This is a genomic window from Bradyrhizobium ganzhouense (assembly GCF_049949285.1).
GTDB classification, from domain to species: domain Bacteria; phylum Pseudomonadota; class Alphaproteobacteria; order Rhizobiales; family Xanthobacteraceae; genus Bradyrhizobium; species Bradyrhizobium ganzhouense.
In genome coordinates, this window is sequence record NZ_CP181318.1 from 2,392,287 (window position 1) to 2,414,789 (window position 22,503).

General features: G+C 64.3%; 16 protein-coding genes and 1 pseudogene. 13 read left to right on the top strand and 4 right to left on the bottom strand.

The features are described from left to right. Window positions 1–131 precede the first annotated feature (131 nt). Complete coding sequence (locus tag ACLFLU_RS10945; protein ID WP_426412198.1) at window positions 132–1,394, top strand: phospholipid carrier-dependent glycosyltransferase; 1,263 nt, start codon at window positions 132–134, stop codon at window positions 1,392–1,394. Window positions 1,395–1,473: 79 nt separating this feature from the next. Here ACLFLU_RS10945 and ACLFLU_RS10950 read toward each other — a convergent pair whose 3' ends face one another. Further along, entirely contained in the window at window positions 1,474–2,115 is a 642-nt protein-coding gene (locus ACLFLU_RS10950) for an OmpA family protein (protein ID WP_426412199.1), read from the bottom strand. 364 nt (window positions 2,116–2,479) lie between these two features. Between ACLFLU_RS10950 and ACLFLU_RS10955 the strand changes: the two are divergent. The 4 genes and pseudogenes from ACLFLU_RS10955 to ACLFLU_RS10970 all read left to right on the top strand — a co-directional run. Next, window positions 2,480–3,082: pseudogene (locus ACLFLU_RS10955) on the top strand (peptidoglycan-binding domain-containing protein); the annotation flags it as partial. Window positions 3,083–3,336: 254 nt separating this feature from the next. Then, window positions 3,337–3,573 (top strand): hypothetical protein, encoded by a 237-nt coding sequence (locus ACLFLU_RS10960; RefSeq protein WP_426412200.1) that lies wholly within the window; start codon window positions 3,337–3,339, stop codon window positions 3,571–3,573. 101 nt (window positions 3,574–3,674) lie between these two features. Further along, window positions 3,675–3,920: a hypothetical protein gene (locus ACLFLU_RS10965; protein WP_426412201.1), complete on the top strand. Its 246-nt coding sequence runs from the start codon at window positions 3,675–3,677 to the stop codon at window positions 3,918–3,920. Between the two features lie 122 nt (window positions 3,921–4,042). Then, window positions 4,043–5,203, top strand: a complete 1,161-nt coding sequence (locus ACLFLU_RS10970; protein ID WP_426412202.1) for a winged helix-turn-helix domain-containing protein — start codon at window positions 4,043–4,045, stop codon at window positions 5,201–5,203. A gap of 143 nt (window positions 5,204–5,346) precedes the next feature. Here ACLFLU_RS10970 and ACLFLU_RS10975 read toward each other — a convergent pair whose 3' ends face one another. After that, window positions 5,347–5,766, bottom strand: coding sequence for a DUF2809 domain-containing protein (locus ACLFLU_RS10975; RefSeq protein ID WP_426413965.1), 420 nt, complete (start codon window positions 5,764–5,766; stop codon window positions 5,347–5,349). A gap of 75 nt (window positions 5,767–5,841) precedes the next feature. On the opposite strand from ACLFLU_RS10975, the gene ACLFLU_RS10980 reads away from it, so the two are divergent. The 5 genes from ACLFLU_RS10980 to ACLFLU_RS11000 all read left to right on the top strand — a co-directional run bounded on the left by ACLFLU_RS10980 (window position 5,842) and on the right by ACLFLU_RS11000 (window position 13,241). Further along, window positions 5,842–7,182, top strand: a complete 1,341-nt coding sequence (locus ACLFLU_RS10980) for an MFS transporter (protein WP_426412203.1) — start codon at window positions 5,842–5,844, stop codon at window positions 7,180–7,182. 236 nt (window positions 7,183–7,418) lie between these two features. Next, window positions 7,419–8,525, top strand: a complete 1,107-nt coding sequence (locus ACLFLU_RS10985; protein ID WP_426412204.1) for an efflux RND transporter periplasmic adaptor subunit — start codon at window positions 7,419–7,421, stop codon at window positions 8,523–8,525. 180 nt (window positions 8,526–8,705) lie between these two features. Next, window positions 8,706–11,843, top strand: a complete 3,138-nt coding sequence (locus ACLFLU_RS10990; RefSeq protein ID WP_426412205.1) for an efflux RND transporter permease subunit — start codon at window positions 8,706–8,708, stop codon at window positions 11,841–11,843. Between the two features lie 33 nt (window positions 11,844–11,876). Continuing rightward, a complete protein-coding gene (locus ACLFLU_RS10995; RefSeq protein ID WP_426412206.1) occupies window positions 11,877–12,476 on the top strand; it encodes a TetR/AcrR family transcriptional regulator in 600 nt (199 codons plus the stop codon). 141 nt (window positions 12,477–12,617) lie between these two features. Further along, window positions 12,618–13,241, top strand: a complete 624-nt coding sequence (locus ACLFLU_RS11000; RefSeq protein WP_426412207.1) for a flavin reductase family protein — start codon at window positions 12,618–12,620, stop codon at window positions 13,239–13,241. A gap of 96 nt (window positions 13,242–13,337) precedes the next feature. Here ACLFLU_RS11000 and ACLFLU_RS11005 read toward each other — a convergent pair whose 3' ends face one another. Next, the gene (locus ACLFLU_RS11005) at window positions 13,338–15,572 is read right to left on the bottom strand and encodes an autotransporter domain-containing protein (RefSeq protein WP_426412208.1); all 2,235 of its coding nucleotides are present in this window, start codon (window positions 15,570–15,572) and stop codon (window positions 13,338–13,340) included. Between the two features lie 42 nt (window positions 15,573–15,614). Further along, a complete protein-coding gene (locus ACLFLU_RS11010; protein WP_426412209.1) occupies window positions 15,615–16,406 on the bottom strand; it encodes an Ig-like domain-containing protein in 792 nt (263 codons plus the stop codon). A 446-nt stretch (window positions 16,407–16,852) separates the two neighbouring features. Here ACLFLU_RS11010 and ACLFLU_RS11015 point away from each other — a divergent pair, with 446 nt between their 5' ends. Genes ACLFLU_RS11015 through ACLFLU_RS11025 form a run of 3 tightly spaced genes read left to right on the top strand, consistent with a single transcriptional unit; the run spans window position 16,853 to window position 22,502 of the window. After that, on the top strand, window positions 16,853–19,120 hold the full coding sequence (locus tag ACLFLU_RS11015) for an acyl-CoA dehydrogenase (RefSeq protein ID WP_426412210.1): 2,268 nt from the start codon (window positions 16,853–16,855) through the stop codon (window positions 19,118–19,120). Then, window positions 19,120–20,403, top strand: coding sequence for an acetyl-CoA C-acetyltransferase (locus ACLFLU_RS11020; protein WP_426412211.1), 1,284 nt, complete (start codon window positions 19,120–19,122; stop codon window positions 20,401–20,403). The genes ACLFLU_RS11015 and ACLFLU_RS11020 overlap by 1 nt, the downstream gene beginning before the upstream one ends. Window positions 20,404–20,405: 2 nt before the next feature. Continuing rightward, complete coding sequence (locus ACLFLU_RS11025; RefSeq protein WP_426412212.1) at window positions 20,406–22,502, top strand: 3-hydroxyacyl-CoA dehydrogenase NAD-binding domain-containing protein; 2,097 nt, start codon at window positions 20,406–20,408, stop codon at window positions 22,500–22,502. The last annotated feature ends 1 nt before the right edge of the window (window position 22,503 follow it).

The window sequence follows — 22,503 nt, forward strand, 5'->3', positions numbered from 1 at the left end:
CGTTAGCTTAGTGACAGTTGCGGCAGAATGCGTTCAATGGATCGGCCGAGTTATTTTTTATTCGCGGTGACGCAGATTTGCCACGCAAAATAGTCCTACAGCAGTCGCGTGAAGCACAGGCGGCTCCGAACTTGTCGCGAAGCGCAGTGATCGCTGTCGCGATCTTCCTAGCTGCGCATCTCGTGCTGCTGATCGGGCTAGCGACGCCGGATAAATTCGTGTTCGACGAGGTGCATTATGTGCCGGCGGCGCGGCAGATGCTGGGCTCCGGGACGTCGCAGCCGATGCTCAATCCGATGCATCCGCCGCTGGCGAAAGAGCTGATCGCAGCATCGATCGCAGCATTCGGCGACAACGCGTTTGGCTGGCGCTATCCGGCGACGCTGTTCGGTGCGCTCGCGATCGCCGCGATCTATCTCTGCGGTCTCGCGCTGTTCGGATCGCAAGGGCCCGCGATCGCAGCAGCGCTGATCGCGGCGTTCAACCAGATGCTCTATGTGCAGGCGCGCATTGCGATGCTCGACATCTTCGCACTCGGCTTCGGTCTGCTCGCCATCGCCGCTTTCATGCACGGCTTCCGACGAGAGCGACCGCAGGCGCTGTTCGCACTCGCGGGTGCGTTGTTCGGTCTCGCGGCCGCCTGCAAATGGAGTGGCCTGTTTCCGCTCGGTGTCTGCATCGCCATTGTGGCGGTGATCCGCCTGATGCAGGGCTGGCACACATTGTTTGCCGACGCGAAACCAGCCGACTGGTATCGCCCCGATCTCTGGCCCGCCTTCAGGGCGCATCATGCCGTGCTCTGTTTTGCGCTGCTGCCCGCCGTGACCTATCTCGCCGCTTTTGTCCCGCTCTACGGAGTGTCGTTGCCGGATCTGATCGAGGCGCAGCGCCGCATCTTTGCCGACAACACGACCACCGCGATCGCCGGCCACACTTATATGAGCTCGTGGCCGTCCTGGCCGCTGCTCGCGCGGCCCGTGTGGTTCCTATTCGACAAGACCTCGGACGACAACGTCGCGGCGGTCGTTTTCCTCGGCAATCCGCTGGTAGCATGGCCGGCGCTGCTCGCGCTCGTCGTGGTGTTGCGCGACTTCGTCGTCACGCGTCGCTGGGATGCCTTCCTGATCGCGGCGTTCTATTTCGGCCCCTGGCTCGCCTGGGCGTTGCTGCCGCGTACGCTGGGCTTCATCTATTATTATCTGCCGGCCGCAACCGCGGCCTCGCTCGCGCTGGTCTATGTGCTGCGCAGAGAGGGCCTGCCGCGCTGGCTGTTGTGGGCCTATGTCGGCGTTGCCGCGATCGGCTTTGTGGTGATGCTGCCGATCTCAGCCGCCTTCATCGGCACGTCGATGCAGACGTTCAACCGGCTCATACTGTTCCAGAGCTGGATCTGACAACGTAAAACCGCCTGCTGTTTTCGCGGCAGGCGGTTTGTCGATTGCTGCAATTGCGTCTCAGATCACATTCCTCAGATCATTTGGACGCGGTCTTGGTGTCCATGTTCACGACCTGGACGCGACGGTTGATCGGGTCGGCGCCGTTGGCGGCATCCTTCAGCTTGGTCTTGCCATAGCCGACGGTGACGAGATCGTTGCCGCTGAGGCCGTAGTTCTGCACCAGGTACTTCTTGATGGTGTCGGCGCGGCGTTCCGACAGGCCCTGATTGAATTCTTCGCCGCCGATCGCATCGGTGTGGCCGGCGACGACGAAGGTCGAGCCCTTCAGCGACGGGTCAGACAGCGCCTTGCCGAGCGCCTGCACCGATGGCACCGAGGTCTTGGCGATGTCGGCCGAGTTGTAGTCGAACTGGATCTCCAGATCGATGTTCGGCTTGGTCGATGCGAGCTCGGCGATCTGCTCGCGCTCACCCATCGAGAGCGAACGGGTCTGCCGGTTGCGCACGGTATTGAGGAAGGTCGCTTCCTTGGCTTGCGCCGTCGGATCGGCCTGTGGACCGGCGGACAGGCCGCGGGTGATCGGCTTGGGCTTCAACGCATCCAGGATCTGGTTGGTGGAGACGTTGGTATCGCCGGCGAAAGCCAGGCCCGCCGTCAACGACAGCGCGGCCGTGAGCGTGATCGCCTTCAGTCCAAAAAACTTATTGAAATGGGTCATTGTCGTATCCTCGCTGTGACGCCTGATGGCGATTTGATGCTGCGAGCATAGGGAAGGTTCAAAGGCTCGGATGTGATCCTCGTCACGTTGGTAACGGGGGGGCCGGGCTCATTTTAGCGCGTTTGGCGGTGTTTGGGGCAGGCGCTTCGGTTTCAAGGCTGGCGCGCCGACGACCAGCGAACAGCAGTCGTCCCGCGCCAGTTCGAGCCGCCGTAGCCCCTGCGTGATCTATGTCACATTCAGATCCAGCCGAAGAGCTCACAGTCTTCCCATCGATGGTTCTGGATCTGGGGAAAAGACCATGCGCATTCTGATCGCGGCAATGTCCCTCGCGGCTCTCGTCTTCTCCGGCAACGTAGCGCTCGCCGACGCTGCCGCTCCAGCGTCCGTCGCCCAGGCCGGCGAGGTCGAGCTCGAGTTCTGGCACTCGATCAGGGACAATAACGTCGAGGAGCTCAACGCCTATCTGGCCAGCTATCCGAACGGCGCCTTCAAGTCGCTGGCCCTGGCGCGCATTGCCGCGATCCAGAATGGGTCCTCGACGACGACGCGCAATCTTACGACCGGCGTCGATCCCTCGACCTTCAAGGACGCCGCCGATCAGGTCTCCGAGGACCAGATCGGTCTGGACAAGGACCAGCGCCGCGACGTGCAGCGCCGCCTCACCGGCCTCGGCTTCGACATCAAGGCGACCGGCAAGTTCGACGACGAGACACGCTCGGCGATCAAGCGCTGGCAGGCCGCGCGTGGTTATCCCGCCACCGGCTATCTCAACAAGCTCCAGCACAGGGCCATGCAGTCGGAGATCGTTTCCACCCGCGTCGCCTCGGCGGACGACGACGAGCCGGCGCGTCATCGCTCCTCGGCTGGCGGTGGCCGCCGCTATCACAGAAGTGGCGGAGGCGGCGGCATGGACGGCACCGGCGCTCTCTTCGGTCACGTGGTGGGCGGGCTGTTCGGGCGCTGATAAGGGCCAGCCGCGAGATGTGAAAGCGGCCCGATCCGGGCCGCTTCTGCTTTGGAAACCCGCGCACATCTATCGTCGCAAAGCCGTCGCCGCATGGCCTGCTCGCGAACAAGAAATCGGCCAGATGCGCGCCTAGCAGACACGCTTCATCAGATATCGCAGGCGAGGGAGCCGAGTTCCATCCAGTGCCGAGGCCAAGTGACTATCAATCCTATCGCAGCGGCCCGCCGGATCGGACTGTGTCTCTGAACGCCATGCCCATCTATATCGGCGCGGCGATGATTGCGGTGGCGATCCTGCTGTCGACGCTGATCACGGGACTGACCTCCCGCTATGTCGGCCTCGAAGCTCCGACCGACGAGAACATGTGGCTGGTCGACCGCCTCACCGGCAGCGTCTACCGCTGCCAGGCGGAGGGCCGGGGCAGGGCCGCATGCGAGCCCGATATCGCCACCGGAAGCGTGGGGGAGCGCCCAAAAGCCGCACGCTAGATCGAGCGAAACTCTCTTCCTCCGCGAGGCGCTATCCCGGAAAGATAGCTGTCGCGTAGGCCGGCATCACGCTGGTTTCGTTTTCCGGAGGAGGAAATTTGATGAAGACCCTGCTGCTCGCGGCGGCATTCGCTGCACTTGCTCTGTCTCCCGCATCGGCTGCCAAGATGGCCTGCACCAGCGCCAACATGGCCAAGCTCGTTGTCGGGATGGGCGGTGAAGACACGGCCGGCAAGATCGCGGCTCGGAAGTCGATGGCTTCGGCCAATTCCGACATGAGCAAAGGCAACATGCGCGGCGCCTGCAAGCACTACATGAACGCCGAGAAGGCGATGGCGATGAAGTAAGCTTCGCGCCAATCCGGCGTGACCGGGCCGCGCTGGCAGCAGATGGCAGCGCGGCTTTTCTTTGCGGCGCTCCGGCACCTGTTCTTTTTCCTGGCGCGAATCTCGCTACATTGCCTCCCGCAATGTCCCGCGCACCCAACCCCCTTCCGCTTCCGACCACACAGGCCCGGCAGATCTGGCTGCGCGCCCAGCGGCTCGATACGCGCGAACCGTTCGGGCAGGGCGCGCAGGCCGTGGCTGATGCGGTCTTCCATCTTGGCTATGTGCAGATCGACACGATCAATGTGATCGAGCGCTGCCATCACCACATCCTCTTCAGCCGCATCCCGTCCTACAGCCGGGCCGATCTGCGTCATGCCCAGAGCGTGGACAGAAGCGTGTTCGAATACTGGACCCATGCGTTGGCCTACGTGCCGTCGAACGATTTTCGCTTCTTCCTGCCGGCGATGCGCGAGCACAAGCGCGAGGGGCACAGATGGTATGCCTCGGTGACGCCGGCCGACACGCGCAAGGTGATGCGGTTGTTGCGGTCCGGCCCGCTGACGATCCGCGACATCGAGGACGACGTGCTCACCGAGAAGGAGCATCTGTGGCAGAGCCGCAAACCCTCGAAGCGGGCGCTTCAGCTTGCCTTCTACACCGGCGTCGCGACCATCAGCGCGCGCCAGGGCATGCTCAAGACCTATGATCTGATGACGCGGCATTTCGGCTGGGACAAGCTGCCGAAGCCAGCCTCGGCCAAGGAGATCACGGCCTATCTGCTCGACCGCGCGTTGCGCTCGCAAGGCGTGGTCAGTCTCGATTCGATCTGCCATCTCGATGCGCCGAGCAAGAAGGCGGTCGCTCACCTGATCGCCTCGCGCGTCCGCCGCGGCGAGCTCGTGCCGGTCGCGATCGAGGGCGCCGGCAAGCAGGAGCATTGGGCCACGCCTGCGGCGCTGGAGCCGCATGATGTGTCACCCGATCTCGTCCACATCCTGTCGCCGTTCGATCCGCTGATCATCCAGCGCAAGCGCACCAATCTCATCTTCGGCTACAATCATCTGTTCGAGGCCTATGTGCCGAAGGCCAAGCGTAAGCTCGGCTATTTCGCGCTGCCCGTGCTGGTCGGCGACGAGATCGTCGCCGCGCTCGATCTCAAGACCGACCGGCAGGCCAAGAAGCTCTTGATGCAGAAATGGACCTGGCTCGGGCAGGGCAAGAAGACGACCGGGCGCAAGGAGTTGAAGCAGAAGATCGAGGATGAGCTCGATCGCTTCGAGCGGTTTCAGCTGGCGGAGTGAAGCCGCGGCACCAGTCTCGTAGGGTAGGCAAAGCGACTTGTCCGCCGTAGCTCAAAGAGCGAAGGCGGAAGCGTGCCCACCACTGTCACGGCCTAAAGGAAAATGGTGGGCACGGCGCTAACGCGCCTTTGCCCACCCTTGTCTTAGCGCATCGCGGCGAGCCGATCGATCCAAACGCCGAACGCAATCCCCACCGCATACGCCACCAGATTCCACAGCGAAAAGATCCGCCCCAACAGCAGCGCGCCGGCGGTGGTGAGCCGGAATGCATCGAGCCATGGCACGTGCACCAGCCGGGAGAACTCGACGACGATCGCAATCGCCACCGCGATGGCCGCAAGCTGGCTCCGTGTCAGCCACGGCAGCAAAATCCCCACCAGCAGAAACACCATCGTCGCCCACAGCAGCGAGCCGCCGTACTTCACCACGAAGGCGGAAAGCCCGAGTGGAAAGCCGTACCAGCGTAAGGAAAGCCCGCAGGCGATCACGACCAGCGCCAGGGCGACGCGGATCAGCATCCGCTGTTGCAGCGCTATGGTGTTGACCGGCTGCGCTCCGTGCATGGCTTCCATTGACTCTTTGCCCGTGATGCTGAAAACCGCCATTTAGCTCACAAAAGCAACAAATCGGGGGAAGCCATGAGCCAGACCACACCCTATACCGGTTCCGCGGGAGCCAGGAATACCAACAAGTCGGAGATCGAGACGTCGACCATCCGCGCCATTTCCTGGCGCCTGATCCCGTTTCTGGTGCTGGCCTATTTCTTCTCCTATCTCGACCGCGTCAATCTCGGCTTCGCCGCGCTAACCATGAACGCCGAGTTGAAGTTCACGCCGCTGATCTTCTCCTGGGGCGCCGGCATCTTCTTCATCGGCTATTTCATCTTCGAGGTGCCGAGCAATCTGGCGCTGGAGAAATTCGGCGCCAGCCGCTGGATCGCCCGCATCATGGTGACCTGGGGCATCATCTCGGCGCTGATGGCGCTGGTGAACGGCGTGACCAGCTTCTACGTGTTGCGCTTCCTGCTCGGCGTGGCCGAGGCCGGCTTCTTCCCTGGCATCATCCTCTATCTCACCTATTGGTACCCGGCCGAATATCGCGGCCGCTTCCTCGCGGCCTTCGCCATCGCCGTGCCGGTCTCGACCGTGATCGGCGCGCCGATCTCGGGCCTCTTGCTCGGTCTCGACGGCGCGATGGGGCTGAAGGGCTGGCAGTGGCTGTTCGTTCTCGAGGGCATTCCCTCGGTGCTGCTCGGCATCGTCACCTGGTTCTATCTCACCGACAAGCCGGAGAAGGCGGACTGGCTCTCGGCCGAGCAGAAGGCCTGGCTGAAGGGGCGGCTCGATTCCGAGATCGCGGTCAAGCAGGCGGCGAAGCATATGACGCTTGGCGAAGCCTTGTCGTCGCCGAAGGTGATCACGCTGAGCCTGATCTATTTCGGCTTCGTCGCCGCGCTCTATGGCATGCAGTTCTGGCTGCCGCAGATCGTCAAGGCGTTCGGGCTCACGAACGCCCAGACCGGCTTCGTGACCGCGATCCCCTATGTGTTCGGCACCATCGCCATGATCCTGTGGGCGCGGCATTCGGACGCCACCCGCGAACGCGTGATGCATGTCGGTGCCCCCATGATCCTGATCGCGGTCGCGCTCGCCATCTCCAGCTACATCACCGATCCCACCATGACGATGGTGGCGCTGACCTTCGCCGCAATCGGCGTGTTCTGCGTCTTCGGCGTGTTCTGGACCTTGCCGACGTCCTGGCTGTCGGGGACCGCCGCCGCCGGCGCTATCGCGCTGATCAACTCGATCGGCAATCTCGCCGGCTTCGGCGGCCCGTATCTGATCGGCTGGGTCAAGGAAGCCACCGGCCAGACTTCGACAGGTTTGCTGGTGCTCGCCGTCCTGCCGCTGCTCGCCGGCATTCTGGTCTTCGTCGGCGGCCACGAGACCAAGCACGAGTTCGCCGAACAGGGGCGGTGAACCTACGTCGCCCTGGCGAAAGCCAGGGCCCACACCCCGCGGCTCCTCTTGGGGCGCGCGGGGAGACATATTCTTCCAGCAACCGACTTCACGGGTAATGGGCCCTGGCTTTCGCCAGGGCGACGGGGAGGGTTACCACCCTTTAACGATCACGCTTTCCTGATGACTGACGAATATTGACTTTTATCAGTGATTAATCGACACTCCTCTCATTGCAGACGCAGGAGTGTCCTCCGATGTTCGTTCGGTCCGTTTTGTCCAGCTATTCCAGGCTCTTGGCGGGTGTGTCGCTGGCCCTGATGGCCGCCGCGCTGGCCGGGTGCAATGATACCGTGGCGCAAAAGGCTGAGCCGCCGCGGCCGGTCCTGGTCGCAACCGCCCATTATGATGCCGAGACGCCGGAGCGCAGCTTCGTTGGCACCGTCCGGCCCCGGATCGAGAGCGACCTCGGCTTTCGCGTCGCCGGCAAGGTTGCCAAGCGCCTGGTCGAAGTCGGCCAGACCGTCGAGATCGGCCAGCCGCTCGCCACCCTCGATGAGGTCGACCTGAAGCTCCAGGCTGAGCAGGCCGTGGCCGAGCAGACCGCGTCGACCGGCGTGCTGGCGCAGGCCGCCGCTGCCGAACAGCGCGCCAAGGATTTGAAGGCCAAGGGCTGGACCACGGACGCTGCGATGGATTCGAGCCGCGCCGCTGCCGACGAAGCGCGCGCGCGTCTTGACCGCGCGGTCCGCTCGGTCGAGCTGACGAAGAATTCCCTTTCCTACGCGACGCTCAACGCCGACGCCCGTGGTGTCGTCACCGCAACGCTGATCGAGCCCGGCCAGGTGGTTGCCGCAGGCCAGACCTCGATCCGTGTCGCCCGCTTTGCCGAAAAGGAAGCGGTCGTCGCGATCCCTGAGACGCTGGTCGGACGTGCCAAGTCGGGCGCCGCCAGCGTCACCCTTTGGTCGGAGCCGAACAAGAAATATACGGCGAAGCTGCGCGAGATTGCGCCCACCGCGGATTCCGCGACGCGCACCTATCTCGCAAAGTTCTCGCTGCCCGAGGCCGACGACAAGGTTTCGCTCGGCATGACCGCGACGCTGACGCTTTCGGACGCTGCCACCGAGCGCGTCGCGCGGCTGCCGCTGTCGGCGCTGTTCAACGAAGGCGGCAAGCCGTCCTTCTACGTCGTCGACGACAATGGCGCGGTCACGCTGAAGCCGGTGGCGGTGAAGTCCTACGACAGCAACGATGTCGTCATCACCAGCGGTGTCGACGAGGGCGCCAAGATCGTCACGCTCGGCGTCCAGAAGCTCGATCCCGGCCAGAAGGTGCGGGTCGTGTCGTCACTGTCTTTCTGAGCGTTACTACCAGTTACGTCGTGTGAGGTGAGTTTCGGCCTTTGTCCTACGCAAAGGCTGAAGCGGCGAAGCGATCCAGAATCTGCCCAGCCCCCTGGATTGCTTCGCTGCCTCGCGACGACGCCTTGAACAGAGCGGCTGTCGTTTTTGGCAATTGGATCGTTTTTTCCGGAGAGTGCGATGAAGCGCTTCAACCTTTCGGCCTGGGCCGTCAGCCATCCGACGCTGGTCCTGTTCCTGATGCTCGTGCTCGGCGTCGCCGGCTTCTTCTCCTATCAGAAGCTCGGCCGCGCCGAAGATCCGTTCTTCACGGTGAAGGTGGTCAACGTCTCAGTGCTGTGGCCGGGCGCGACCGCGCAGGAAATGCAGGCCCAGGTCGCCGACCCCATCGAGAAGAAGATCCAGGAGCTGCCCTATTTTGAGAAGGTGCAGACCTATTCCAAGCCCGGCTTCACCGCGCTCCAGGTCACCTTCCGCGACTCCACGCCGCCGAAGGACGTGCCTTATCTTTTCTATCTGCTGCGCAAGAAGCTGGTCGACGTGCAGGGTCAGTTGCCCTCGGGCATTCTGGGACCGGTCGTCAACGACGAATTCTCTGACGTCGATTCCATCCTCTACATGATGACTGGCGACGGCGTCGACTACGCCCAGCTCAAGAAGGTCTCGGAAGGTTTCCGTCAGCGCCTGCTCAAGGTGCCCGGCGTGACCAAGGTCGACGTCTACGGCAATCAGGACGAGCGCATCTTCGTTGAGTTCAGCCACGCGAAGCTCGCGACCCTCGGCATCACGCCGCAGGCGCTGTTCGATTCGCTCGCCAAGCAGAACAACGTCACGCCGGCCGGTACGGTCGAGACTTCGTCGCAGCGTGTGCCGCTGCGCGTCACCGGTGCGCTCGACGGCGCCAAGGCCGTGGCCGAAACCCCGGTCGAGAGCAACGGCCGCGTGTTCCGCCTCGGCGACATTGCCACCGTCACCCACGGCTATGTCGATCCGCCGAGCTTCGTCGTGCGCCAGGAAGGCAAGCCCGCGATCGGCATCGGCGTCGTCACCGCCAAGGGCGCCAACATTCTCGATCTCGGCAAGGAGGTCGAGAAGGCGACCGCGGAGTTCATGAAGGCCGTGCCGCAGGGCGTCGACGTCGCGCTGATCGCCGATCAGCCCAAGGTGGTCGAGCACGCCGTCGGCGAGTTCGTGCACTCCTTCATGGAGGCGCTCGCGATCGTGCTGTTCGTCTCGTTCCTCGCACTCGGCTGGCGGACCGGCATCGTGGTCGCGCTCTCGGTGCCGCTGGTGCTCGGCATCGTCTTCATCGTCATGAACTCGATGTCGCTCGACCTGCACCGTATCTCGCTCGGCGCGCTGATCATCGCGCTCGGCCTGCTCGTCGACGACGCCATCATCGCGGTCGAGATGATGGTGGTGAAGATGGAGCAGGGCTGGGACCGCATGCGCGCGGCGTCCTTTGCCTGGGAATCCACCGCGTTTCCGATGCTCACGGGAACGCTGGTCACGGCCGCTGGCTTCCTCCCCATCGGCTTTGCCAATTCCGCGGTCGGCGAATATGCCGGCAGCATCTTCTGGATCGTGGCGATCGCGCTGGTCGCCTCCTGGTTCGTGGCGGTGATCTTCACGCCCTATATCGGCGTCATGCTGCTGCCCAACATCAAGGTGCACCAAAATCACGATCCGCACGCGGTCTACGAGACCCGCATGTACCGCGGCCTGCGCGCCATTGTGCAGTGGTGCGTCAATCACCGCATCACCGTGGTGGCGGCGACCGTCGGCGTCTTCATTGCTTCCATCGTCGGATTCGGCCATGTCCAGCAGCAGTTCTTCCCGCTGTCGGAGCGGCCTGAGCTGTTCCTGCAGCTGCGCCTGCCCGAAGGCACCGCCTTCAACGTCACCGAGAAGGCGGTCAAGAAGGCCGAGACGCTGCTGAAGGACGACAAGGACATCGAGACCTACACGTCTTATGTCGGCCAGGGTTCGCCGCGCTTCTGGCTCGGCCTCAATCCGCAGCTGCCGAACGAGGCCTTTGCCGAGATCGTCATCGTCGCCAAGGGCGTCGAGGCACGCGAGCGGGTCAAGGCCAAGATCGAGGGCGCCGTCGCCGATGGCATGCTGACCGAAGCGCGCGTGCGCGTCGACCGTTTCAATTTCGGTCCGCCGGTCGGCTTCCCCGTTCAGTTCCGCGTGATCGGCCCCGACGCCAACAAGGTGCGCGAGATCGCCTACCAGGTTCGCGACGTCATGCGGCAGAACAAGAACGTCAAGGACGTCCAGCTCGACTGGAACGAGCAGTCTCCGTACCTCAAGCTCGTCGTCGATCAGGACCGCGCCCGCGCCATGGGTCTCACCCCGCAGGACGTCTCGCAGGCGCTGTCCATGCTGATCTCGGGCGCGCAGGTCACGACCGTGCGTGACGGCATCGAGAAGGTTGGCGTGGTTGCACGAGCGATCCCGTCCGAACGTCTCGACCTCGGCGGCGTCGGCGACCTCACCATCACCTCGCGTAACGGCGTCGCCGTGCCGCTGCAGCAGATCGCCAAGATCGAGTATGCCCACGAGGAGCCGATCATGTGGCGGCGCAACCGCGACATGGCGATCACCGTGCGCTCCGACGTCGTCGACGGCGTGCAGGCGCCCGACGTCACCAACCAGATAACGCCGAAGCTGCAGCAGATCAGGGATTACCTCGAGCCGGCCTACCGCATCGAGCCGGGTGGCGCGTTCGAGGAATCCGCCAAGGGCAATGCCTCGATCTTCATCCTCTTCCCGGTGATGGTCATGGTGATGCTGACGCTGCTGATGATCCAGCTGCAGAGCTTCTCGCGGCTGTTCCTGGTGTTCCTGACCGCACCGCTCGGCATCGTCGGCGCCTCCTTCGGCCTCAACGTCGCCAACGCTCCGTTCGGCTTCGTGGCGCTGCTCGGCCTGATCGCGCTCGCCGGCATGATCATGCGCAACGCGGTGATCCTGGTCGACCAGATCGAGACCGACGTCTCCCACGGCCTGACCCGGCGCGAGGCGATCGTCGAGGCGACCGTCCGCCGTGCCCGTCCGGTGGTGCTGACGGCGCTCGCCGCCATCCTCGCCATGATCCCGCTGTCGCGCTCCGCCTTCTGGGGCCCGATGGCGATCACCATCATGGGCGGCTTGTTCGTCGCGACCTTCCTGACGCTGCTGTACCTGCCGGGCCTCTATGCCCTGTGGTTCCGCAAGAGCCTCGATGAGGCAGGCATTCCCGAGCAGCCTGCCGCGCCGCAGCATGGGAGCAATGACCAGCACGCAATTCCGCTTGCTGAAGCGGCTGAATAAATGAGAAGACTATCGACGAACGAGTCCTGAAAAATGACACTGGTTGCGGAACATATCGAAAGCGACACCCGGGATCGTATTCTCGAGGTGGCCGAGCGGCTGTTCCGCGTGATCGGCTACCAGAAGACCACGGTCGGGGACATCGCCAAAGAGCTCCGGATGAGCCCCGCCAACGTCTATCGCTTCTTCGAATCGAAGAAGGCGATCCATCAGTCGGTGGCCCGTTCGCTGATGGGCGAGGTCGAGCTCGAGGCGCAGCGGATTGTGGCGAGGCCCGGTCCAGTGCTCGAGCGCTTCCGCGAGCTGCTCACCACCGTCAACCGCATGAACACCGAGCGCTATGTCGGTGATTCCAAGCTGCATGAGATGGTCGAGATCGCCATGCAGGAGGACTGGGACGTCTGCGTCACCCATATGGAGCGCATCGCTGGTTTCATCGGTCAGATGATCGCCCAGGGCGCCGCCACCGGCGAGTTCGAGGCACCGGACCTGCAACTGGCTTCGTTGTGCGCCTGCACCGCCATGATGCGCTTCTTCCACCCCCAGATGATCGCCCAGTGCGCCACCAAGCCGGGCCCGACCATCGACCAGATGATCGATTTCGTCATCGCCGGTCTGTCGCCGCGCCACTGACGGGTTGGGGTATTTCGCCCTATAAGCGAGCTGATGTAGCCCGGATGGAGCGAAGCGCAATCCGGGATGGTTCAGCGTTGCGCTGGCGGACCGGATTACGCTTCGCTCCATCCGGGCTACCAGGATCAGGGAAGACCTCGCGTGACCGACAAAGACCTGTACTTCTACGAGCCCTCCAAGGGCCATGGCCTCAAGCACGATCCCTTCAACGCCATCATCGCACCGCGGCCGATCGGCTGGATCTCCTCGCGCGATGCCAAGGGCCACGTCAACCTCGCGCCGTACAGCTTCTTCAACGCCTTCGCTTACGTGCCACCGATCATTGGCTTCTCCTCCACCAACTGGAAGGACTCGGTGGAGAACATCCAGCAGACCGGCGAGTTCGTCTGGAATCTCGCAACGATGGATCTCGCCAAGCAAATGAACGCGACCGCCGCGCATGTTGGCCCTGAGGTTGACGAGTTCGAGATCGCGGGCCTCACTGCCGTGCCGGGCAAGCTCGTCAACGTGCCGCGCGTGGCTGAGAGCCCCGTCGCCTTCGAGTGCAAGGTGTCCGACATCGTCCGCCTCAAGGGCGCCGACGGCAAGGAGGCCGATGCCTGGCTGACGCTGGGCGAGGTCGTCGCCGTCCACATCGACAGGGCCATGATCAAGGACGGCGTCTACCAGACCGCAGCCGCCCGTCCGATCGTGCGCGCGGGGCGCCGCGGCGACTACTTTGAGATCAAGCCGGAAAACATGTTCGAGATGGTCCGGCCGGATTAGAGCGTTCTTGAGCGAAGTGGATGCCGGTTCGCGTAGCGAAAGCGCGTCGAAAAGAAATCCAGAGCACCGTTCCAATTCGATCGGAGCGGGAGCGCCTCACCACTGGTAGCGCACCACGCCCTTGCCGCCGTAGCTGCGCGTCACGTTGGAGAATTCGCCCTCGAATGTTGCACCGGCCGACCAGCCGTTCATCCACTTCATCTCGGCCGAGGCGGTCGTCAGCGCCGAGTCGGCGGCTTGCATTGCGCCGTTGACCACGAATGAGGCGCCGGGCAGCGACTGGAACGTCGGTGCGATCGAACGATCCGTGCTGAAGTCGTGAGCCCAGGCAAGCCGTCCGCGCAGCGTCAGGACGCCATTCTGCACGGCGAATGATTTGTCGGTCCGCAGACCGAACTCGCTGCGGGTGTCGGTGGCCGTCTTGGCAGCATAAGCGAGCCCGAACGCGCCTGAGCCCTGGATGGCCGTTTCGGCATAGGCCGGCAGATCAAAAGTCGTGAATTGCGCAGCCGCATAAGGCGTGATGCCAAACCCGCCATTCCAGGGCGCGACGAAGCGGTAGCCACCTTCGAGGCGACCGGAATAGGCGTTCGCGTTGAATTCGGCCTGCAAACGATCCAGGCCCGCGACCTTCACGATCCGGTTGGTGGTGATGTCCTGCCAGCCATAGGCAAGCGCAGCGGAGATGTAGGCTGGCCCGTCATTGTGGCGCAGATAGGCGCCGGCCTGGAACAGGTCGGACCGACCCCAGCCGCTTCCCGTCACGTTGAAACCGGTCCCGCCACCGGCCAACGCGAAACCGGCCAGTGTGTTCGGTGAGAACAGGTAGTCGGCGCCGACAGCCGTGCCGAACACGCTGCTCGTCGTGCTGTTCGAGCCCACGATCGCATTGCCGTCGGTGGTCTGGGTCCCGCCAAATCCCGACGCCCACACGTCCCAGCGCTCCACGAACGGAGCCGGCCGCGCCTTGGCGAACATCGCATAGGCGTCGCGCTCTGCCGCATTCCGCTTCGTCGCCGCATAGGCGCTTGCGCCTTCATCCGCGTAGCCGGGCGCGCCTGTCATCGCATTGACGCTGTTGCCGCGTCCCATGAAGGGATCTGTGAGCAGGCCCATGAACTGCGTCATGGCCTGGAATGTCGTCTGCTGCGACGCCGTGCCCGTCTCACCCGTGAGCTGATTGAGGGCAGCACCAAGCGCGGCTCCCGAAAGCCCGAACAGGGGCGTGAAGGTCGGCGATAGCGTACCGCCGGAATTGAAGAAATTGTTGATCGAGGATGCGACGTTCTGCTGGTTGTTGCTCAACCCGCCGCCGGCACCGAGCTGGGCGGTGAGATTGAGAAAGACGTCGGTGGCGCTGTAGCTCAACGTGCCGCTGACTTGGCTTCCGAACGCGGCGGACGAAAGGCCCGAGAACGTGGTGCCGTTCAGGCCCGCCGAATGCAGGATATCGTACTGCTTCTTGAAAGCGACACTCGAGAGTACCGGCAGCACGGTGCCGGCGAGCGTCGCGTTCCCCGTGACATTGGCAAATGTTGCGGTCGTCTGGTTGAGCGTCACGAGATAGGTCGCGCCGGAGGCAAAGGCGAGACTGCCCGCGATCGTCAGCGAGGTGCCGGGCGTCGCGGATCCCGGAGCGAGCACGCCGCCGCTGTTGACGATGGTGTTGCCGACCGAGCCCGTGCCGGACAGCATGCCGGAGGCGACATTCGCCGCACTCGTGATCGAGCCGTTCACGATCAGCGTGCCGCCGTTGATGTTGGTGGGGCCGTTGTAATTGCTCGCGCCGCTGAGCGTTTCGGCACCGCCGGTGATCGCTAGGCCGCCGTTGCCGGCGATGCTGCCCCCAAAGGTGCCGGACGCGTTGGTCAACGTCAGCGTCTTGTTGCCGAGAGTTACGGTGCCGGTGCCGTCGAGGCTCTTCAGGCTTGCTCCAGAGGCCGTCGCGGAGATATCGAACGTGCCGTTGTCGACTAACCTTGAGGAGGCTGCGATGCTGCCCGCACCGGAGAGGTTCAGTGTCGCGCCGGAGTTGATGGTCGTGGAGCCGGTATAGGTGTTCGCCGCGGCGAACGTCACCGAGCCGCCGACGCCGCTATTGGCGATGGTGAGATTGCCGCCTGTGGTCGCGTCGGAAAACACGCCGGTGAAGGTTGCCGCATGGCCGGTCTGGTCGATCGTGTTTGTCGTGGAGTTATTGAGCGTGAAGGCTTGGTTGTAAGTCGCACCGGGCTGGTCGAGCGCCAGCGTGCCGCCGGTGAATATGGGATTGAGGAAGGTCGCGAGCAGGCTGGCATTGTAGCTCGGGTTCAGCGTGTCGATGTTGGTCATGACGGTGACCGTGTCGAAGATCTGGCCGCTGGCCAGCGCCCGTTATCCGTCCGTATTCACGCCCAGAGCGTAATAGCTGAAGGTGTCCGTGCCGTAGTATCCGGCCGTCGGCGTGTACGTCAGTCCCGTGGTGCCGGTGCGCGTGAGCGTCCCGTGCGATGGCTGCTGGGAGAGCGGGATACCCAGCGGCGGCAAGTCCGAGACGGCGGTGGTACAGCCGGTGACCGCGCCCGCGGGCGGCCCCGAGCCGGGCGAGCCGAGATTGCCGCATCCGCTGATGCTGCCGACGGGGACCGGCACGGCAATCGCTGTGTTCTTCAGCGCCGTCAAACTCGAGGTCGCGTTGAGCACGTTGAGCTGGATCGCATTGACACCGGTGAAGGTGTACGGGGCGCCGGGACGTGAATTGTTACTCGGGCCTCCCGACCCCGATCCGCCGGCGCTATTCCATTCCGTGGTCACCGTGAAGTCAAAGGTGTCGACGCCCACGAAGCTGGCCGATGGTGGCGTGTAGACGTAGTTGCCGCCGCTTGGCGTCACGGTCAGGGTCAGCGTTCCGCCGGCGCTCGTCGTAATCGTTGACTGGCTCGTGAGCGCGGCGGGGACGCTCGGGCTGAAATTGCCGAAGCAGTCCGGATCGACGGTCCAGACGTCGCTGCCGCTGTTGGTGATCAGGTAGCCGACGCCCTCCTGCGGCTGGCAGTACAGCGGATCGCCGCCGTTATTGGCAAGAGCCGGGCTGGTGGACATCCCGAACAGGGGCAAGGCTAAACCAAGCGGGGCCAATGCCAGAGAGCGACGTGCAAGGCGAGCCAATATGATGCGATTTGACATTATTACCAGTCAGAAAAACCAAGAAACCAATGGGCAACAATTGCCAAGATCGGGGGAGTGGCGTCAATGCGAATGGGGCGGCTCGGTCGGGTCGCGCGCGGTTTAAGCTCGATCTGTGATAGACCAGCCACAGCGGCAGGTTGAGCCAGCGTGCGAGGGTCTTGGCGGTGCGCGGGTTGATAAGCCCGCAGCCAGGATGCAGCGCAGCGAAGTCCGGAATTCTCTCGTCGGCGGATAAGTCGGTGGATTTCGCTTCGCTCCATCCGGGCTACGGCTCCCGCAACCGATTCTCCTTCCGGAACCGCCCGCACGCCCCCGCCGTTATGGTCCCCGGGGGCGGCCGCCCGGCCGCGTCAATTCGCTGCTTTTTGCGCGCGAAGTGTTCACTTCTGCCAGCCAGTTTCCGCTAAAATACCTTGTAACCGCGCCGTTGCATGAGGTCCGCCATGAGCTTCCGCCGCGACACCATCACAAAGCCGATCTTCTCCTGGGCGCGCGGCGTGCTGCCGGCAATGTCCGACACCGAGCGCGAGGCGCTGGAGGCTGGCGACGTCTGGTGGGACGCCGATCTCTTCACCGGCAATCCCGATTGGTCGAAGCTCCTCAAGATCCCGCAGGCAACGCTGACGGACGAGGAGCGGGCCTTCCTCAACGGTCCCGTCGACGAGCTCTGCGCCCTGCTCGACGAGTGGAAGATCTTTTGGGAATGGCGCGATCTTCCCCAGGACGTCTGGACCTTCATCAAGCGCGGAAAATTCTTCGGCATGATCATCCCGAAGGAGTTTGGCGGCCTCGGCTTCTCGCCTTATGCCCATTCGGAGGTGGTGCGGAAAATCTCGACCCGCTCGATTGCGGCCGCCGTCACGGTGATGGTGCCGAACTCGCTCGGTCCCGGCGAGCTCCTGATGCGCTTCGGCACCAAAGAGCAGCAGGAGCGCTGGCTGCCGCGGCTTGCCGACGGCCGCGACATTCCCTGCTTCGGTCTCACCAGCCCGGAGGCTGGATCCGATGCCGCCTCGATGGTCGACACCGGCATCATCTGCAAAGGCGTCTTCGAGGGGCGCGAGGTCACAGGGCTCAGGCTGAACTGGCACAAGCGCTACATCACGCTCGGTCCCGTTGCGACGCTGTTGGGTCTCGCCTTCAAGGCCCATGATCCCGATCATCTCGTCGGCGATCAGGAAGAGCTCGGCATCACCGTCGCGCTGATCCCGACCAATCTGCCCGGCGTCGAGATCGGCCACCGCCATCTGCCGTCGATGCAGGTGTTCCAGAACGGCCCGAACTGGGGCCGGGATGTCTTCATCCCGCTCGATTATGTCATCGGCGGCCAGGAGCGGCTGGGTCAGGGCTGGAAGATGCTGATGACCGCGCTCGCCGCCGGCCGCGGCATTTCGCTGCCGTCGCTTTCCGCTGCCGGCGCCGCCTATGCCGCGCGCACCACCGGCGCCTATGCCCGCATCCGCGAGCAGTTCGGCATCTCCATCTCCAAGTTCGAAGGCGTCGAAGAGCCGCTCGCGCGCATCGTGGCGACTGCCTATCAACTCGACGCGGCGCGCCGGCTGACTTGCGCGGCGCTGAATGACGGCGTTCATCCGGCCGTGATCTCCGGCATCATGAAACTGCACGCGACCGAGCGGATGCGCGTCGCAGTCGACGACGCCATGGACATCCATGGCGGCAAAGCGGTGATCGACGGTCCGCAGAACTATATTGGCAATCTTCACCGCGCCGTCCCCGTCGGCATCACGGTTGAGGGAGCCAACATCCTCACACGCAGTTTCATCGTGTTCGGGCAGGGCGCCATTCGCGCGCACCCCTATCTTCTCGACGAGATGACCGCCCTTGCGGACACCGATCGCGAGCGCGGTCTCACCGCGTTCGACAAGGCGTTCTGGAAGCATGTCGGCCATAGCTTTCGGACGCTGTACCGCGCCTTCGGCCGAAGCTGGACTTTTGGCGCCTTTGCGCTTGCGCCGGACGCAGGCGACGCCACGCCGTTCTATCGCCAGCTTTCGCGCTACTCCGCGGCGTTCGCGCTTTGCGCCGACATGGCGCTGCTGACGCTCGGCGGGGCGCTCAAGCGCAAGGAGATGCTGTCGGCGCGCTTTGGCGACATCCTCTCCGAGCTGTACCTGCTCTCTGCCGCGTTAAAGCGCTGGCAGGACGAGGGCCGGCAGAAGGAGGATTTTGCCGCGCTGGAATGGTGCATGGCGACCGGCTTCAAAACCATCGAGATCAGGCTCGCCGAGATCCTCGCCAACCTGCCGAACCGCTTCGTTGCCGTGATCCTCAAGCTCGTGGTCCAGCCGTTCGGTGCCCGCGTGCTCGGCCCGTCCGACCGCGTCGTGCACCAATGCGCAAGCCTCGTGTTGGAGCCCACAGCCGCACGCGAGCGCCTCACGCCGGATCTCGCCCATGTCGACGACGACAGCGGCTTCGCCCGGCTGGAGCGCGCGTTCAAGCTGGTCACAGGGAGCGACGCGATCGCCAAGCGCATGCGCGCCGCGCATATCCGCGACTGGAAGGACGCCGTCACCAAGGGCGTGATCACGCAGGCCGAAGGCGAGCAGCTCGCGGCCGCTCACGAAGCCGTCACAAAAGTCATCGAGGTCGACGATTTTGCGCCAGAGGCGCTGTCGCCGATTTACAAGAAAACCGGCGACGTGCATCAGTTCTTCCAGGAACTCGGTGAACAGAGGGCGGCGAGCTGATGGCACGACCGGTATTCATCGTCGACGGCAGCCGGACGCCGTTTCTGAAAGCACGCTCCGGACCGGGGCCGTTCACGCCGGTCGATCTCGCCGTGCAATGCGGCCGGCCGCTGCTGGCGCGCCAGCCGTTCTCGCCAACCGACTTCGATCAGGTCATCCTCGGCTGCGTCAACGTCATCGCCGACGAGATGAACCCGGCCCGCGTCGCGGCGCTCCGGCTCGGCATGGGCGAGGACATGGTCGCCTTCACCGTGCAGATCAATTGCGGCTCCGGCATGCAGTCGATCGACACCGCCTATCGCTACATCCGCGAAGGCCATGCCGACATGATCCTGGCCGGCGGCACAGAAGCGCTCAGCCACGCGCCGTTGGTCTGGCCGAATTCCGGCGTGCGCTGGTTCGCCGGGCTTGCGACCGCCAAGGGCGTGGCCGCGAAGCTCGCCGCCGCCTTCAAGCTGCGGCCGCGCGATCTCAAGCCGATCATCGGCCTTGAGCGCGGGCTGACCGATCCCATCACCGAATTGAACATGGGCCAGACTGCCGAAGTTGTCGGCCATCTCTTCGGCATTACGCGCACCCAGTCGGATGCCTATGCGGCCGAGAGCCATCGACGCCTTGCGCACGCGCAGGCCGAGGGTTTTCTGAAAGGCGAGGTCGAGACCGCGTTCTCCCGCGACGGAAAATTCTTCGACCATGATGACGGCGTGCGTCCGGACTCGACAGCCGAGACACTGGCAAAACTCCGGCCGGTGTTCGAGCGTCCCTGGGGCCAGGTCACTGCGGGCAATTCCTCGCAGATCACCGATGGCGCGTCCTGGGTGATCCTCGCCTCCGACGCGGCGGTCGCAAAGCACAGACTGACGCCCAAAGCCGTGATCGTCGACAGCAACTGGGCCGCGCTCGATCCGAGCATCATGGGCCTTGGCCCGGTGATGTCGGCCACGCCGCTCCTGACCCGTAACAATCTCAGCCTCCAGGACGTCGAGACCTGGGAGCTGAACGAGGCCTTCGCCACGCAGGTGCTCGGCTGTCTCGCCGCCTGGAACGACGACAAATTCTGCCGCGAGATTCTCAGGCTCGACGGTGCAGCCGGCGAGATCGACCGCGAAAAACTCAACGTCGACGGCGGCGCGATTTCGCTCGGCCATCCCGTCGGCACGTCCGGCAACCGCATCGTGCTGCATCTCGTCAATGCGATGAAGCGGCTCGGCACGCGGCGCGGGATTGCCACCGAATGCATCGGCGGCGGGCTCGGCGGTGCCATGCTGATCGAGGCGGTGTGACCATGGATTCAGAGATCATGACCGCGCTCGGCGACCGCGTGCTCGAGCTCGGGCCCAAGCCTGCCGCCGACGGTCCGTACAAGAACTTCAAGCTGACGCGCGATGCCGACGGCGTCGCGTGGCTGCTGTTCGATCGCGCCGAGACAAGCGCCAACACGCTGTCCGCTGACGTGATGGAAGAGTTCGACGCCGTGCTCGCGGCAATCGAGACCGAGCGTCCCGCAGGCCTCGTGATCCGCTCGGCAAAACCGTCCGGCTTCATCGCCGGCGCCGATGTCAACGAATTCCGTGGCGCTACCGATCCCGCAATGGTGGAGACCCGCATCCGCGCCGCGCATGCGGTGGTCGATCATCTGGAAGCGCTCAAGCTGCCGACGGTCGCGGTGATCCACGGCTTCTGTCTGGGCGGTGGGCTCGAGGTTGCGCTCGCCTGCCAGTCGCGCATTGCCATCGACGGCGCGCGCTTCGGCTTCCCGGAGGTGATGCTCGGCCTGCATCCCGGCCTCGGCGGCACCGCGCGCTTCACTGCGCTGGTCAATCCGACCCAGTCGATGGCGCTGATGCTGACCGGCCGCACCATCGACGCGCGCCGCGCCAAATCGCTCGGCCTCGTCGACACCGTGACGCAGGAGCGCCATGTCCGCAACGCCGTGAAGGATGTGCTGTTCGGCCGCCTGAAGCGAGCCAAGCCCGGCCTGCTCACCCGCGCGGCCAATCTCGGCCCCGTGCGCGGACTGCTTGCCAGGCGGATGCGCGCGGAGGCGGCGAAGGCCGCGCCGCGCGAGCATTATCCCGCGCCTTACGCGCTGATCGATCTCTGGGAGACGCATGGCGGCAACAAGTCCGCGATGATGAAGGCGGAGCAGGCGTCCTTCGCCAAGTTGATGGTGACGCCGACCGCGCAGAATCTGATCCGCGTGTTCTTCCTGCGCGAGCAGATGAAGAAGGCCGCGGGCTCCGGCAACATGGTGAAGCACGTCCATGTCATCGGCGCCGGCGCCATGGGCGGCGACATCGCGGCCTGGTGTGCCGGGCAGGGGCTGCGCGTCTCGCTCGCCGACATGAAGGCCGAGCCGATCGCGGGCGCGGTGAAGCGCGCGGCCGAGCTCTACGGCAAGATCATCCGCAAGCCGACCGAGGTGCGCGATGCGCTCGATCGCCTGATCCCCGATATGGACGGGGAGGGCGTCCGCAACGCCGATCTCATCATCGAGGCGGTGCCGGAGAAGCTCGAGCTCAAGCAGAAGGTCTATGCAGGCCTCGAGCCGAAGATGAAGCCGGGCGCGATCCTTGCGACCAACACGTCGAGCATTCCGCTGCAAGATCTGCGCACGACGCTGGCGCGGCCGGAGCGCCTCGTCGGCCTGCACTTCTTCAATCCGGTGTCGCGGCTGCAGCTGGTCGAGGTCGTCAGCCACGACGGCAACGACGCGCAAGTGCTGAAGGAAGCGCTCGCCTTCGTCGGCGCGATCGACCGTCTGCCGCTGGCGGTGAAGAGCTCGCCCGGCTTCCTCGTCAACCGCGCGCTGACGCCCTACATGTTGGAAGCCATGGTGATGCTGGACGAGAAAGTCGACCAGCGCCTGATCGATGCTGCGGCGGAACAATTCGGCATGCCGATGGGGCCGATCGAGCTGGCCGATCAGGTCGGGCTCGATATATGTCTGGCCGTCGGCGATATGCTGCGCACGAAGTTCGGCGATCTGCTGCCGCCAACGCCGGCCTGGTTGCGCGACAAGGTTGCGAAGGGCGAGCTCGGCCGCAAGACCGGCAAGGGGTTCTACACCTGGAAGGACGGCAAGGCCGAGAAGGCGCCATTGCCCGAGACCGGGCCGCGCGTCACCGACCAGATGATCGACCGCCTGGTGCTGCCGATGTCCAATGTCTGCGTCGCGTGCCTGCGCGAAGGCATCGTCGACGATCCTGATGCGGTCGACGGCGCGATGATCTTCGGCACCGGCTACGCGCCGTTCCGCGGTGGGCCGCTGAACTATGCGCGTGCACGCGGTGTGGAGAATGTCGTATCGACCATGCGCGCGCTGGCCGATCGATTCGGCGGGCGCTTCGCGCCCGACCCGGGCTGGGACAATTTCAAATGAG